The organism is Ruegeria sp. CG1, from assembly GCF_056537265.1.
On the sequence record NZ_JBQFRF010000001.1, the window covers coordinates 572,763 to 586,393 of the forward strand.

Annotated in this window: 17 protein-coding genes; 12 read left to right on the forward strand and 5 right to left on the reverse strand. The window is 54.5% G+C overall.

The window, feature by feature from the left end; genetic code table 11:
• Positions 1-288, forward strand: coding sequence for a DUF1330 domain-containing protein (locus ACR0AU_RS02855; RefSeq protein ID WP_170393026.1), 288 nt, complete (start codon positions 1-3; stop codon positions 286-288).
• A 359-nt stretch (positions 289-647) separates the two neighbouring features.
• Positions 648-1,268, forward strand: a complete 621-nt coding sequence (locus ACR0AU_RS02860; RefSeq protein WP_170405851.1) for a transglutaminase-like cysteine peptidase — start codon at positions 648-650, stop codon at positions 1,266-1,268.
• A gap of 53 nt (positions 1,269-1,321) precedes the next feature.
• On the opposite strand, the gene ACR0AU_RS02865 is transcribed toward ACR0AU_RS02860, so the two are convergent.
• From ACR0AU_RS02865 to ACR0AU_RS02875, 3 genes are all read right to left on the reverse strand, one after another.
• Entirely contained in the window at positions 1,322-1,990 is a 669-nt protein-coding gene (locus ACR0AU_RS02865) for a hypothetical protein (protein ID WP_480795246.1), read from the reverse strand.
• 273 nt (positions 1,991-2,263) lie between these two features.
• Positions 2,264-4,081 (reverse strand): translational GTPase TypA, encoded by a 1,818-nt coding sequence (typA, locus tag ACR0AU_RS02870; protein ID WP_480590290.1) that lies wholly within the window; start codon positions 4,079-4,081, stop codon positions 2,264-2,266.
• Between the two features lie 76 nt (positions 4,082-4,157).
• A complete protein-coding gene (locus ACR0AU_RS02875; protein WP_480438560.1) occupies positions 4,158-4,493 on the reverse strand; it encodes a DMT family transporter in 336 nt (111 codons plus the stop codon).
• Between the two features lie 186 nt (positions 4,494-4,679).
• Here ACR0AU_RS02875 and ACR0AU_RS02880 point away from each other — a divergent pair, with 186 nt between their 5' ends.
• On the forward strand, positions 4,680-4,811 hold the full coding sequence (locus ACR0AU_RS02880) for a hypothetical protein (protein WP_255612097.1): 132 nt from the start codon (positions 4,680-4,682) through the stop codon (positions 4,809-4,811).
• 72 nt (positions 4,812-4,883) lie between these two features.
• Here the strand turns inward: ACR0AU_RS02880 and ACR0AU_RS02885 are convergent, their stop codons facing one another.
• Together ACR0AU_RS02885 and ACR0AU_RS02890 are read right to left on the reverse strand one after the other, a co-directional pair.
• A complete protein-coding gene (locus ACR0AU_RS02885; protein ID WP_170393030.1) occupies positions 4,884-5,129 on the reverse strand; it encodes a hypothetical protein in 246 nt (81 codons plus the stop codon).
• Positions 5,129-5,782 (reverse strand): alpha/beta hydrolase, encoded by a 654-nt coding sequence (locus tag ACR0AU_RS02890; protein WP_008758207.1) that lies wholly within the window; start codon positions 5,780-5,782, stop codon positions 5,129-5,131. Before ACR0AU_RS02890 ends, ACR0AU_RS02885 begins: the two co-directional genes overlap by 1 nt.
• Positions 5,783-5,960: 178 nt before the next feature.
• Here ACR0AU_RS02890 and iscR point away from each other — a divergent pair, with 178 nt between their 5' ends.
• The 9 genes from iscR to ACR0AU_RS02935 are packed head-to-tail and all read left to right on the forward strand — an operon-like array spanning position 5,961 to position 13,628.
• Entirely contained in the window at positions 5,961-6,419 is a 459-nt protein-coding gene (gene iscR, locus ACR0AU_RS02895) for a Fe-S cluster assembly transcriptional regulator IscR (protein WP_170393031.1), read from the forward strand.
• 54 nt (positions 6,420-6,473) lie between these two features.
• Positions 6,474-7,517: a cysteine desulfurase family protein gene (locus ACR0AU_RS02900; RefSeq protein WP_480590300.1), complete on the forward strand. Its 1,044-nt coding sequence runs from the start codon at positions 6,474-6,476 to the stop codon at positions 7,515-7,517.
• Positions 7,518-7,535: 18 nt separating this feature from the next.
• Positions 7,536-9,056: a Fe-S cluster assembly protein SufB gene (sufB, locus tag ACR0AU_RS02905; RefSeq protein WP_170393033.1), complete on the forward strand. Its 1,521-nt coding sequence runs from the start codon at positions 7,536-7,538 to the stop codon at positions 9,054-9,056.
• On the forward strand, positions 9,056-9,259 hold the full coding sequence (locus ACR0AU_RS02910; protein ID WP_170405842.1) for a hypothetical protein: 204 nt from the start codon (positions 9,056-9,058) through the stop codon (positions 9,257-9,259). The genes sufB and ACR0AU_RS02910 overlap by 1 nt, the downstream gene beginning before the upstream one ends.
• A gap of 51 nt (positions 9,260-9,310) precedes the next feature.
• The gene (sufC, locus tag ACR0AU_RS02915; RefSeq protein WP_170393035.1) at positions 9,311-10,066 is read left to right on the forward strand and encodes a Fe-S cluster assembly ATPase SufC; all 756 of its coding nucleotides are present in this window, start codon (positions 9,311-9,313) and stop codon (positions 10,064-10,066) included.
• On the forward strand, positions 10,066-11,346 hold the full coding sequence (gene sufD, locus ACR0AU_RS02920) for a Fe-S cluster assembly protein SufD (RefSeq protein ID WP_170610723.1): 1,281 nt from the start codon (positions 10,066-10,068) through the stop codon (positions 11,344-11,346). Before sufC ends, sufD begins: the two co-directional genes overlap by 1 nt.
• Positions 11,346-11,831: a YIP1 family protein gene (locus ACR0AU_RS02925; RefSeq protein WP_170393037.1), complete on the forward strand. Its 486-nt coding sequence runs from the start codon at positions 11,346-11,348 to the stop codon at positions 11,829-11,831. The genes sufD and ACR0AU_RS02925 overlap by 1 nt, the downstream gene beginning before the upstream one ends.
• A complete protein-coding gene (locus tag ACR0AU_RS02930; RefSeq protein WP_480795247.1) occupies positions 11,828-12,394 on the forward strand; it encodes a Yip1 family protein in 567 nt (188 codons plus the stop codon). Before ACR0AU_RS02925 ends, ACR0AU_RS02930 begins: the two co-directional genes overlap by 4 nt.
• Before the next feature lie 13 nt (positions 12,395-12,407).
• The gene (locus ACR0AU_RS02935) at positions 12,408-13,628 is read left to right on the forward strand and encodes a cysteine desulfurase (RefSeq protein WP_170510270.1); all 1,221 of its coding nucleotides are present in this window, start codon (positions 12,408-12,410) and stop codon (positions 13,626-13,628) included.
• The last annotated feature ends 3 nt before the right edge of the window (positions 13,629-13,631 follow it).

A 13,631-nucleotide genomic window follows, 5' to 3' on the forward strand; every position in this document is an offset into this window, starting at 1 on the left:
ATGCCAGCACTTTGGATCGCACACGTCACTGTGACAGACGCCGATGCTTATGGAAAATACGCCGAGCTTGCAGGGCCGGCAATTGCGGCGCATGGGGGTGAATTCATCGCCCGCGCGGCACGTTACGTGCAGTTAGAGGGCAAAGAGCGACCACGCAATGTGGTCGCCCGCTTCCCAACCGTAGAGGCTGCGGTAGAGTGCTACAATTCTCCTGCATATCAGCAGGCATTGGATCATGCCCGTGGCGCCAGCGAGCGAGAGCTGGTGGTCGTTGAAATTACCGACTGAGAATCAGGCTAAATCTACCTTCGCATGAAATTTGCAAATTCTGCCCGGCCCCGAGCCGTGCGACCTGCCATGCATTTTAGCGTGGGCGGCTCTTCACGATCGCTCTGAATTTATACACATTATTACAATGGGTTGTGCGTACTTCCTGTTGATGTTGAACATATTTCTCTGTCCGATTGTGGCACTTCGCGCCACTTTCTTGCGCGGAAATGGTCACGAAATGTGACGAATTTCCGCCGTTTTTTCCGCTCAATCTCGGATTTGATTGCGTGACAACCACGGTTTGCGGATATGGTCCGGTATACAGATGGGTTCTGATCCACGCAGTTTGCAGGGATTAATAGGACTCGAGGGACAGCATGAAATTCTTTGGTACGACCATAGATGCCCACTTAAAGAGCGCTGCCAAGCTTGGCGGGCTGTTTGGTTTGGCTATCCTGATTAACGGTTCGCTGTTGTTTGGGACTGAAGCATCGGCGAAAGATGCCGCGTTTATCCCGAGTATCGCTGCCTCGCCACCACCCTCGGGTGCGCGTCAGCTTTGCGGTAAGTATTCCTGGGCATGTGCGCAAAAAGGTATCGGTTCCTTATCTACCAGCCAAGAATTGAAGCTTGTCAAAGAGATCAACCGCCGCGTTAATCGATCCACGCGAGAGGTCACGGATCAGTCGCAATACAAAACCAGTGAACTTTGGGCGCTTCCAACGTCGCGCGGTGGTGACTGCGAAGATTTTGCGCTTCTAAAGAAAAGAGATTTGATCCAGGCTGGTTTCGACCCTCGTAAACTACTGCTCGCGACAGTGTTGGATACGCGCAGAAACTCTCATGCTGTTTTGGTTTATCGGTCGAGCGGCGGCGATCTGGTCCTGGATAATTTGACCAATCAGATCAAGCCTTGGAAAGCGACGCGCTATCTGTTCCTGAGGATGCAAGACCCAAAGCAGCCACGAAATTGGGTCGGGGTTTTCGGTAAGAGCTAGAAAATCGTGAAACAAAAAAGGGCGCCTGTAATGAGCAGCGCCCTTTTTCAGCATTAGTTATCAAATATACTAGTATTAACTTTGTTTTTCGACTTTTTGTTTTTCGACTTTTTGTTTTTTGACTTTTTGTCTTTGGACTTTTTGTTCTTCATTTTTTTGTCTTTGGACTTTTTGCCCTTGGATTTCTTGTCATTAGACTTTAGTTCCTTCAACTTTCCGTCGTCCGAATTGTCGTCATCAGGCTCATTGTCATCGGGCTGGTTGTCATCAGGATCATTGTCATCAGGATCATTGTCATCAGGATCGTTGTCATTTCCGTTGTTGTTACCTCCCGGCGTCGACGAACCGGGGTCGTTGTCCGGAGAAGAATCACCGCTAGGGCCGGAACTTGAACTTTCCCGCTCAGATTCATCTGATGGACCGTCGCCAGATCTTTGGTCGGCGAAGCCGATGCTTGCAGTTGGCAGGTCGGTCAAAACAGCTGCAAATCGCGGGCAATCAAGAATGGTACGTTCCAAGATAGACTCGAAGTCGGCGCGTCGCTGGATATACCGGAGCATGCCCGAAGTAACCACGTCACACGCACAAAGCGTGTTCGAAGATACAGATTGTTTGGCCGTTCTCACGGTACATGTGCCAGCTGCCTGAGCGGAATTTACGAAGGTGAAGGGTAAGATTGCGGAAGCAAAAGCAATCGATAACAGTTTGGATCTAATGCGCATCGCACGCTCCTTAAGCACTCGTTAACTAATCTGCCGTTTACTCAAACGGCGTCACACTTTGAACACAAAGTCCTCTTTCTATCGCCTATATTCAAGCAAACTTTCTGTTGGATTTCTGTGATCCAGCTCACTCAAACGCGATTAACCCATAAAAAACAAAAAGAAGACCTGCTGTTGCACCAGGTCTTCTTTTTCTGTGTTGTTTCTAGCCTGACGCAAAAATGTCACGAATGTGGCAATGTTTCCAAAACGTGAACAAGTTCACAGCATTGATCAGGCTGATTTTGACATCCGTTTACGCTCATGCGGATCCAGATAACGTTTGCGAAGCCGGATCGCATTGGGCGTAACCTCGACCAGTTCATCGTCGTCGATATAAGCGATTGCCTCTTCAAGCGAGAACTGAATATGAGGGGTCAGCCTTACTGCGTCGTCCGAGCCGCTGGCACGCACGTTTGTCAGCTTCTTCCCTTTCAGCGGATTCACTTCCAGATCGTTGTCTCGCGAATGCTCTCCGATCACCATGCCCCGATAGACATCAGTTTGCGGGCCAACAAACATGCGGCCACGCTCTTCCAAATTCCACAGCGCATAGGCGACCGCCTGACCGTTTTCCATCGAGATCAGAACACCCGCACGTCGACCAGGAATCTGCCCTTTATGAGCCGCCCAGCCGTGGAAGACCCGGTTCAAGACACCAGTTCCGCGTGTATCGGTCAGGAACTCTCCGTGATAGCCGATCAGGCCACGAGACGGCACGTGGGCGATGATCCGGGTTTTGCCTGCCCCTGCAGGGCGCATTTCAGCCAGTTCACCTTTGCGCGTACCCGTGATTTTCTCGATCACCGCGCCAGAATATTCATCATCCACATCGATCGTGACTTCTTCGATAGGTTCAAGGCGCTGGCCGCTCTCCTCGCGGAACAAAACCTGAGGGCGCGAGATGCTGAGCTCGAATCCTTCGCGACGCATGTTTTCGATCAGAACACCCATCTGCAATTCGCCGCGACCAGCAACCTCGAAAGCCTCACCGCCGGGCGTGTCGCTGATGCGGATGGCTACGTTCGATTCGGCTTCTTTCATCAGGCGATCACGAATGACCCGAGACTGAACCTTTTTGCCGTCTCGACCGGCCAGTGGGGAATCGTTTATGCCGAAGGTCACTGTGATGGTTGGCGGATCGATCGGCTGGGCGGGCAGGGCCTCTTCGACTTGCGGGGATACAAGGGAATCTGCCACGGTGGCTTTGCTCATACCCGCAATCGTGACAATATCGCCTGCTTCGGCGACGTCGATGGGTTGTTGAGCTAATCCACGGAATGCCAGGATTTTCGACGCGCGGAAGCTTTCAATCTGGGTGCCGTCTCGGCTGAGTGCTTTGAGGCTGTCACCCGCTTTCAGAGTTCCACTTTCCACGCGACCGGTCAAAATGCGACCGATGAATGGATCGCTGCCCAAAGTGGTGGCGAGCATCCTGAACGGTTCGTCCTTTTTCTCGATCTGCTTGGGGGCGGGGACGTGATCAACGATCAGATCGAACAGGGCGGTCAAGTCCTTGCGCGGACCGTCAAGCTCCATATCGGCCCAGCCGGACCGGCCCGAAGCATACATGGCCGGGAAGTCCAGCTGATCGTCATCGGCGCCCAAGTTGGCGAAAAGGTCGAAACATTCGTCCAGCGCGCGATCAGGCTCGGCATCGGGTTTGTCGACCTTGTTCAGCACGACAATCGGGCGCAGGCCCAAAGCCAGCGCCTTTGAGGTCACGAATTTGGTTTGCGGCATCGGGCCTTCGGCGGCATCGACCAGCAGTACAACGCCGTCGACCATGCTGAGAATACGTTCGACTTCCCCACCGAAATCAGCGTGGCCGGGGGTGTCGACGATGTTAATGCGGGTATCCTTCCACTCAACGCTGGTGGCTTTGGCCAGGATGGTAATGCCGCGTTCGCGTTCCAGGTCGTTGCTGTCCATGGCGCGTTCTGCCACGGCCTGGTTTTCCCGGAACGCGCCGGATTGTTTAAGCAGCTCATCCACCAGGGTCGTCTTGCCGTGGTCCACGTGAGCGATGATTGCGATATTGCGCAGGTCCATGAGAGGTCAGCCTTTGAACGGGAAGTTGCCGCGCGCATAACGCGGCGCGACAAAATATACCAGCCCTAACCGGCGGTCAGTGGCCCGCTGTGGCTGAAAACAGGTGGATGATCAGAATGCCACTCAAAATCATGCCCAAACCCAAGACTGCGGGCCAATCGAGTTTTTGGCCAAAAACCAGAAATCCAATCAGTGCGATCAGGGCAATACCGAGGCCCGACCAGATTGCATAGACAATGCCCACGGGCATGACCTTTAACGTGAGGGCCATAAGATAAAAGGCTGCCCCATAGCCAACCACGACAAGAGCCGACGGCCAAAATCGCGTAAACTGATGGCTAGCCTGCAACGCAGTCGTGCCGATGGTTTCCGCGATAACAGCCAACATTAGGATTAGGTAGGTCTTTGGCACGAGCGATGCCTCTCTGAATTATCGCGAAAGGTTGAGCATACTTGCGATTATTTGGGCAAGGGGATTCAGATGCAGATGATCAAAACCCTAACTTTACCAAAGGTCAGGTAAACCCGACTATTCGGGCTTTTGCATTCGTGCTAAACACTCGATTGTTTTTAGTGTGTTTTTAATGAGTTTGATAAGATGACGACTTTTGCAAAATCGGTCATTATCGCTTCGGTTTTGATTGTGGCGTTGGGGTGGCTTGCAGACGGGGGGTCCGTCGACATTGATGCAGCCCAGAATGTTGAGCGGTTCACAGGTTTTCCGGTTTAGGCGCCCACCGAGCGATATCCTCGAAAAGGAGCTTTCGGGCTCCTTTTCTTTTCTTCAGACGCTAAGCAATCTTTACTGCTTTTCGATCGCTTTCAGCTTGGATCGATGTTCAGACAGTCTTTTCACCACGAATTGCCGCGCCTTGCGTTCCGCCAGCCTAACCCGGATTTCGGTCAAGAACGCTTCTTCCAGAGATTGCGAGGCTGCACCGAGAACGTCTCCAACCTCCACAAAGAATCGATCCTCGCCTGTCTCGTCCATAACCTTCATCGTGTCCTCGGCCAATCTGGCGGCGAGGGTAGTGATGGTATCGGACATCAGCGCGTATTCTCTGTCAGGCGGCGTTTCACGTAATCCGTCACATCTGTCATCAGCGTGTCCATGTGGCGGTCTTGGAAGAAGTGATCGGCACCTTCCACCTCATTATGGGTGATGGTGATACCCTTTTGTTCATGCAGCTTTCCGACCAGAGACGCAGTGTCTGCAGGTGGTGCCACACGGTCCGCCAATCCGTTGATGATCAAGCCAGAAGACGGGCAGGGTGCCAGGAACGAAAAGTCGTACATGTTTGCGGGCGGCGATACACTGATGAAGCCAGTGATCTCGGGGCGGCGCATCAGAAGCTGCATTCCGATCCATGCACCGAACGAGAACCCAGCGACCCAGCAATGCTTGGAGTTGTTGTTCATCGACTGAAGGTAATCCAGCGCTGATGCTGCATCGCTCAGCTCACCTACACCCTGGTCATACTCGCCCTGGCTGCGACCAACGCCGCGAAAGTTAAAACGCAGAACCGTGAAGCCCATGTTGTAAAAGGCGTAATGCAGGTTATAGACCACCTTGTTGTTCATGGTCCCGCCAAATTGTGGATGCGGATGAAGCACGATAGCGATCGGTGCGTCTTTTTCCTTTTGCGGGTGGTAGCGGCCTTCCAGGCGGCCTTCGGGTCCGGGAAAAATCACCTCGGGCATGTGTGCTTTGGTCCTGTTTTTTGACGCGTCGGCCCCGAGATTATCTTGACGGTAATCCTCAGGTACCTTAGAACGGTTCTAATTACATTGTGTCGCGTGAAAACGCTGTCAGTGGGAGATACGCACTGGCTCGGGCGACGTCAATGTTTTCGCGCAGTTCTTGCCTGAAGGAAACAAAATGAAGCTGTCGACCAAAGGCCGCTATGCGATGGTTGCGCTGGCGGATATCGCCCTTCAGTCCTCGGACAAACTCGTCACGTTGGGCGAGATTTCCGAACGTCAGGATATTTCACTGCCGTATTTGGAGCAGCTTTTCGTGAAACTGCGCCGAGCTGATCTGGTCAGTTCAGTACGCGGACCGGGTGGGGGCTATCGCCTGGCGCGACCAGCCTCGGAAATCCGTGTGGTCGAGATACTGGCCGCGGTTGATGAGACGGTGGATGCGATGCACAAGGGGGCAGGTGCCTCGGGCGCGTCTTCGGGCAGCCGGGCGCAGTCACTGACCAATCGGTTGTGGGAAAGCCTGAGCGCGAATGTTTACGTATTCCTGCATCAAACGCGGCTGTCGGATGTAATTCGGAATGATCTTGCACCGTGTCCCGCTGTTCCTAGCTTGTTCGCAGTCGTGGACGATTGATCTGATGACGTTTTTCTGTGTTCCGTCAAAACCCATCTTGGAAAAGATACATCTATGAAACGGGTTTATCTCGACCATAACGCAACCTCCGCTCTGAGGCCCAAGGCCCGCGATGCAATGATCGCGGCGATGGATTTGGTGGGCAATCCGTCCTCGGTCCATGCCGAAGGGCGCGCCGCAAAAGCGGTGGTCGAGAAAGCGCGGGCTCAAATCGCAACAGCGTTTGGGGCCGATGGTGCCGACATCGTGTTTACATCCGGCGCGACTGAGGCAGCGGCTTTGGCCATGGCGGGGCGCGATCTTCAAGGTGCAGCGATTGAACATGACGCGGTAAGAGCTTGGATTAATGAGGTTCTGCCTGTCTCCCAAGGCGGTTACGTTGACGTGCCGGACGCTTCCCGATCCACGCTGCAACTGGCCAATTCGGAAACTGGAATTGTTCAAACTTTGCCTGCCGGTCTTGCGGTCACCGACGCGACTCAGGCTTTTGGTAAGTTGCCGATAGCCTTCAACTGGCTGGGGGCTGAGATGGCGCTGATTTCAGCCCACAAACTTGGCGGGCCAAAAGGGATCGGGGCGTTGGTGATGAAACGCGGCACCGATCTTGCTGCGCAAATCAAGGGCGGCGGGCAGGAGATGGGGCGTCGCTCGGGTACAGAAAATGTCACTGGAATTGCGGGGTTCGGAGCAGCAGCTGAAGCCGCGTCCCGTGATTTAGCAAATGGCGTTTGGGAAAACGTTGCAGAACTTAGAAATATTCTAGAAAACGCTCTTGAGGCTGGTACGAAAGCTACTATTTTTGTCGGGAAAGACCAAAGGCGACTCCCCAACACTCTGTGCTTCGCCACACCGGGATGGAAGGGCGAGACACAGGTCATGCAGATGGATTTGTCAGGCTTCGCGATCAGTGCGGGCTCGGCCTGTTCCAGTGGCAAGGTTCGTGCAAGCGCCGTACTGACGGCCATGGGATTTGATGAGATGAAGGCCTCCAGCGCAATCCGCGTATCGCTGGGGCCGGAGACGGCAGAAGAAGATGTGCTGCGTTTCGCGGAAACGTGGCTTGAAAAAGAGAAAAAGCATCGCGCGCGGGCCGCGTGATCTGACGGAGGGTGAATTATGGCCGCTTTGGACCAGACCCAGGTGAAAGAGGGTGTCGATCAGGAAACCGTAGACGCGGTTCGCGAGGTCAGCACTTATAAATACGGCTGGGAAACTGATATCGAGATGGAGTATGCGCCAAAAGGCGTGAATCCCGATATTGTACGTCTGATTTCGGACAAAAATGATGAGCCTGAGTGGATGACCGAATGGCGTCTGGCCGCGTTCGAGCGCTGGACCCAGATGGAAGAGCCTAAATGGGCGATGGTGCACTACCCGCCGATCGACTTTCAGGACCAGTATTATTATGCCCGTCCGAAATCGATGGAAGATAAACCCAAATCTCTGGATGAGGTCGATCCCAAGCTTCTGGCGACTTACGAAAAGCTGGGTATCCCTTTGAAAGAACAGATGATCCTGGCAGGTGTCGAGGGCGCTGAGAATGCACCGGCAGAAGGCCGCAAGGTCGCGGTTGACGCGGTGTTTGACTCGGTTTCGGTCGGGACGACTTTTCAGGAAGAGTTGAAGAAAGCCGGTGTTATTTTCTGCTCGATTTCCGAGGCGATCAAAGAGCATCCGGAACTGGTCAAGAAATACCTGGGGACGGTCGTACCGGTCTCGGACAATTTCTATGCCACGCTCAACTCAGCTGTGTTCTCGGACGGCTCGTTTGTTTATGTCCCTCCGGGCGTGCGCTGCCCGATGGAACTGAGCACATACTTCCGCATCAATGCGGAAAATACCGGCCAGTTTGAGCGCACGCTGATCATCGCCGACAAGGGCTCTTACGTCTCGTATTTGGAAGGCTGCACAGCGCCTCAGCGCGACACTGCACAGCTTCACGCGGCGGTTGTCGAGATCATCGTCGAAGAAGATGCCGAGGTGAAATACTCGACCGTTCAGAACTGGTTCCCCGGAGATGAGAATGGCAAGGGCGGTATCTACAACTTCGTGACCAAGCGCGCCGATTGTCGGGGTGATCGCTCCAAGGTGATGTGGACGCAGGTCGAAACCGGCTCAGCCGTAACCTGGAAATACCCGTCTTGCATCCTGCGTGGCGACGATAGCCAGGGTGAGTTCTACTCGATCGCAATCACGAACAACATGCAGCAAGCCGACACCGGCACCAAGATGGTGCATCTGGGCAAGAACACCAAGTCGCGGATCGTATCGAAAGGGATCAGCGCCGGTAAGGCGCAGAATACCTATCGTGGTCTGGTGTCGATGCATCCAAAGGCCAAGGACAGCCGCAACTATACGCAGTGCGACAGCTTGCTGATTGGCGACAAATGCGGGGCGCATACGGTTCCGTATATCGAGGTGAAGAACAACTCATCTCGGGTCGAGCACGAGGCGACGACATCAAAAGTGGATGACGATCAGCTGTTCTATTGCCGTCAGCGTGGCATGGACGAGGAAGAAGCCGTGGCCTTGGTCGTCAACGGGTTCTGCAAGGACGTTCTGCAGGCGCTGCCGATGGAATTTGCGATGGAAGCGCAACAGCTTGTGGCAATCAGCCTTGAGGGATCAGTCGGCTGATGACACCAAAACCCCAACAGCGAATCCGAAAGGACGATGTCCTGACCGTGCTTGGCTATGCGTTGCCGGTGCTCGGCGGCCTGTTGGGGGTTGCTTACGTCAATACCAAGTACATGGACTTCATAAACCCGGTTTGGGCAGTGGGCGCAGGCGCGTTGCTTGGATGGATCATCGCCCGCGTGATCCGCAAGGTGCTGGGATAAGAACTTATCGGGGTCGCAATGCGCCCCTTGCGAGATGCTAAAGGACAGAAAATGCTGGAAATCAATAACCTGCACGTCAAACTTGAGGAAGAAGACAAGCAAATTCTGAAAGGGGTCGACCTGACGGTCGAGCCTGGCAAGGTGCATGCGATCATGGGGCCCAATGGCTCGGGCAAATCAACGCTCAGCTACGTGTTGTCTGGTCGTGATGGCTATGAGGTGACCGAGGGCGGCGCGACGCTTGATGGCGAGGATCTGCTTGAGATGGAACCGGAAGAACGTGCAGCCGCAGGTGTGTTTCTGGCGTTCCAGTACCCGGTCGAGATTCCCGGTGTGGGCAACATGACCTTCCTGCGCACCGCCGTGAATGCGCAGCGCAAAGCACGTGGCGAGGAAGAGCTGTCGGCGACAGATTTTTTGAAAGAGGTTCGTGCCAAGGCCAAGGCGCTGAAAATCGACGCTGAAATGTTGAAACGTCCGGTCAATGTTGGCTTTTCGGGTGGTGAGAAAAAGCGCAACGAAATCCTGCAAATGGCGATGCTTGAGCCGAAGATGTGCATCCTGGATGAGACAGACTCGGGCCTTGACGTGGACGCGATGAAACTGGTGGCCGAGGGCGTGAACGCGTTGCGTGATGAGGGGCGCGGGTTCCTTGTTATCACGCACTATCAGCGGCTTCTCGATCACATCAAACCTGACGTGGTTCACATCATGGCGGATGGTCGCATCGTGAAATCCGGCGGCCCCGAACTCGCGCTGGAAGTGGAAAACAACGGCTATGCCGACATTCTGGCCGAGGTGAACTGATGGCTTTGCCCCAAGCGAAACAAACGGCGACCGAGGAACGGCTGGCAGCGCTGACCATGCCGGATGCGGGATGCACACGCAAAGCGCGCGAAGCCGCAATTGCACGTGTACGCGCGATGGGTTTGCCCAGTCGTCGAGATGAATACTGGAAATATACCCGTCCAGACACTCTGGTCTCTGCGGAAGCTCCCAGTGCTGCTTTGTTCAAAACAGATGAACCGGCTCTGTTCCACGCGCTCGACCGGCTGAAGATCGTTTTCATTGATGGCGTATTCAGCCCGGAAGAGTCTGATGATCTGTCTCTGGAGGGTGTAACGATCGATCGGCTGGAAGATATCTGTTGCAAAGATATCCATTGGGCCAAAGAGTTATACGGCGTTCTTGAAGCAAAAGGCCAACAACCGGTGCCGCGTCCATTGGCGGCGTTGAATACGGCCTATGCGTCAGATGGAGTTGCCATTCATGTATCCGGCAAGCCGAGCAAACCGATTAACCTGATTTATCGCCATGAATCTGAAACGTCGGATGCGATCCTGCATCATGTCGTTCGGGTTGAAAGCGGTGCCGAAGTCACGATCCTTGAAAACGGACCCGCAGCGTCGCGCTTCAACAAATGCATGGAAATCGATATCGCCGACAATGGCACACTGCATCACATCCGTGCGCAGGGCCGGGATCATCAACGTCGTGCGGCGACTCATATGTTCTCGCGGCTTGGTAAGGAATCCGTCTATAAATCCTTCACGCTGACCGTGAACGGAGTTTTGACGCGAAACGAGCAAGTCGTCGAACTGACGGGTGACGATGCGGTCGCGCACGTGGCGGGTGCGTGTGTTGGAGATGGTGATTTTCTCCATGATGACACGGTCTTTGTCACCCATGATGCGGTGAATTGCGAAAGCCGCCAAGTGTTCAAGAAGGTGCTTCGCAACGGGGCGACGGGTGTTTTTCAGGGCAAGATCTTGGTAAAGGAAGGCGCTCAGAAAACCGACGGTTACCAGATCAGCCAGTCGCTGCTTCTGGACGATGACAGTCAGTTCCTCGCAAAGCCCGAGCTCGAGATTTACGCCGATGACGTGGCGTGTTCGCACGGTTCAACCTCTGGCGCCATTGATGAAACGGCTTTATTCTACCTACGCTCGCGTGGAGTCCCGACGGCAGAGGCAACGGACATGTTGACACTGGCCTTCCTGGCTGAAGCCGTTGATGAAATCGAGGACGAGGATCTGGCGGCTGATATCGTGTCCCGATTGCAAGATTGGCTGGCACGCCGCCGCTGATGCCTGTCACAACTGATATCGTGGCCACGTATCGCGGACCGGGGCGTGTGGTGCGTCGGCTGCTTGATATGGGGCCGCGCGAAGACCGCGCATTGGCGTTTGTGATGGCGTTCTGTGTAATAGGCTTTATCGCACAATTGCCCGGACTTGCACGGAGGGCTCATCTGGAAGGGATAGAGCTGAACATGCTGATGGGCGGGGCCCTGTTGGGATCGGTCTTTATTCTGCCATTGTGCTTTTATCTTCTTGCTTGGCTCACCCATTTCATCGCGCGGATGATGGGGGGCGTTGGCACCAGCTATGGTGCGCGGCTAGCCTTGTTCTGGGCGCTTCTCGCGTCAGCGCCTTTGGTGTTGCTGAATGGGCTGGTTTCCGGTTTCATCGGCCCCGGGTCAGCGCAAACACTTGTGGGGCTGTTATGGGTTGCGGTTTTTCTCTGGTTCTGGTTGTCGGGCCTCAAGCAATCGCAAAAGGCTGCTAAATGAATTCCACCGCACTGCTCAACCTGGTCGTTCTGACCCTGTCCAATCCAGCCGAAGCCGCAAGACGATTGCTCGCGTTGCGGCTGGGTACGGATGTACTGTGGCTCGCCTTCTCTCTCGCGGTGATCCTGAACGCTCTGGTCCAGTCTGCGTCCAGCTTCGTCCTGCCGCTTATCAGTCCGGATGTTCAGCAATTGGCTGAGCCACTATCGAGGACGCTTTTTGTTTCTGTTGCGGCAATCATGATCAGCGTCGTGACGTTCCTGTTAGTGGGCCGCGTCCTAGGTGGAACGGGAACGTTCAATGACTTCATGACGCTGATTGTCTGGTTGCAAATCCTGCAAATTGCGGGGCAAGCAATCATTCTAGCGCTGGTTGCGGCGCTGCCGTTTCTATTCTTACCGGCCAGTCTGGCGATGCTGGGTCTTAGCCTTTATATCACTCTGCATTTTCTCAACGAGGCGCATCGATTTAAGTCGTTGGGAAAGTCGTTTGTTGTGATCCTGATCTCTGGTCTTGTGGCCCTCCCGTTTGTTCTTTGGCTGATCCCCGCTGGGTCTGTATAGGGAAGTCCTGTCTATGTATGACGTACAAAAAATCCGCGCAGATTTTCCAATCCTGTCACGTCAGGTCAACGGAAAGCCGCTGACTTATCTAGACAATGGGGCCTCCGCGCAGAAACCCCAGGTAGTGATCGACGCGATCACGCAGGCCTATGCGCACGAATATTCGAACGTGCATCGAGGGCTTCACTATCTGTCAAATCTCGCGACCGAGAAATATGAGGCCGTCCGTGGCACGGTTGCGCGGTTTCTGGGCGTATCAAACGAGAATGAGATTGTCCTGAATTCGGGTACGACCGAAGGAATCAATTTGGTCGCCTACGGTTGGGCAATGCCACGCCTGCAGGCGGGGGACGAGATTGTCCTCAGCGTGATGGAACATCACGCCAACATCGTACCGTGGCACTTCCTGCGCGAACGGCAGGGCGTGGTGCTGAAATGGGTCGATGTCGATGCGACCGGCCATCTTGACCCTCAGGCGGTAATCGACGCCATTGGCCCCAAGACAAAGCTGGTTGCTGTGACCCAATGCTCGAACGTGCTGGGCACTGTGGTTGATGTCAAAGCAATCACGCAAGGCGCCCACGCCAAAGGCGTTCCGGTTCTGGTGGATGGCAGCCAGGGCGCGGTTCATATGCCCGTCAATGTCGATGACATCGGATGTGACTTCTATGCCATCACGGGTCATAAACTGTACGGCCCGTCCGGTTCTGGCGCAATTTTTATCAAATCGGACCGCATGGCTGAAATGCGCCCCTTTATTGGTGGCGGTGACATGATCAAAGAGGTTTCAAAAGATCAGGTGATCTACAACGATCCGCCAATGAAGTTCGAGGCCGGAACCCCCGGCATCGTGCAGACCATCGGGTTGGGGGTGGCGCTTGACTATATGATGGACCTTGGCATGGAGAGCATCGCATCGCATGAGGCCGGCTTGCGCGACTATGCAATGCAACGGTTGAATGGATTGAACTGGCTGCAGGTTCAAGGCACCACAGCGAACAAAGCCGCGATATTCAGCTTTACTTTGGATGGGGCAGGGCATGCCCATGATGTTTCAACCATTCTGGACAAAAAGGGTGTCGCCGTGCGCGCAGGCCACCACTGCGCCGGGCCGCTGATGGATCATTTGGGGGTCACTGCTACCTGTCGTGCCAGCTTTGGGCTCTATAACACGACGGATGAGGTCGACACTCTGATCGATGCGTTGGAGCTTGCCCACGATCTGTTTGCCTGATCG

Bases quoted from the DNA above. Each gene is read 5' to 3' on its own strand.
- ACR0AU_RS02935 (WP_170510270.1), top strand. From the start codon at position 12,408: ATGTATGACGTACAAAAAATCCGCGCAGATTTTCCAATCCTGTCACGT.
- iscR (WP_170393031.1), top strand. From the start codon at position 5,961: ATGAAGCTGTCGACCAAAGGCCGCTATGCGATGGTTGCGCTGGCGGAT.
- ACR0AU_RS02910 (WP_170405842.1), top strand. From the start codon at position 9,056: ATGACACCAAAACCCCAACAGCGAATCCGAAAGGACGATGTCCTGACC.
- ACR0AU_RS02865 (WP_480795246.1), bottom strand. From the start codon at position 1,990: ATGCGCATTAGATCCAAACTGTTATCGATTGCTTTTGCTTCCGCAATC.
- sufD (WP_170610723.1), top strand. From the start codon at position 10,066: ATGGCTTTGCCCCAAGCGAAACAAACGGCGACCGAGGAACGGCTGGCA.
- sufC (WP_170393035.1), top strand. From the start codon at position 9,311: ATGCTGGAAATCAATAACCTGCACGTCAAACTTGAGGAAGAAGACAAG.
- ACR0AU_RS02925 (WP_170393037.1), top strand. From the start codon at position 11,346: ATGCCTGTCACAACTGATATCGTGGCCACGTATCGCGGACCGGGGCGT.
- ACR0AU_RS02900 (WP_480590300.1), top strand. From the start codon at position 6,474: ATGAAACGGGTTTATCTCGACCATAACGCAACCTCCGCTCTGAGGCCC.
- ACR0AU_RS02885 (WP_170393030.1), bottom strand. From the start codon at position 5,129: ATGTCCGATACCATCACTACCCTCGCCGCCAGATTGGCCGAGGACACG.
- ACR0AU_RS02890 (WP_008758207.1), bottom strand. From the start codon at position 5,782: ATGCCCGAGGTGATTTTTCCCGGACCCGAAGGCCGCCTGGAAGGCCGC.
- typA (WP_480590290.1), bottom strand. From the start codon at position 4,081: ATGGACCTGCGCAATATCGCAATCATCGCTCACGTGGACCACGGCAAG.
- ACR0AU_RS02860 (WP_170405851.1), top strand. From the start codon at position 648: ATGAAATTCTTTGGTACGACCATAGATGCCCACTTAAAGAGCGCTGCC.
- ACR0AU_RS02855 (WP_170393026.1), top strand. From the start codon at position 1: ATGCCAGCACTTTGGATCGCACACGTCACTGTGACAGACGCCGATGCT.
- sufB (WP_170393033.1), top strand. From the start codon at position 7,536: ATGGCCGCTTTGGACCAGACCCAGGTGAAAGAGGGTGTCGATCAGGAA.
- ACR0AU_RS02930 (WP_480795247.1), top strand. From the start codon at position 11,828: ATGAATTCCACCGCACTGCTCAACCTGGTCGTTCTGACCCTGTCCAAT.
- ACR0AU_RS02880 (WP_255612097.1), top strand. From the start codon at position 4,680: ATGACGACTTTTGCAAAATCGGTCATTATCGCTTCGGTTTTGATTGTG.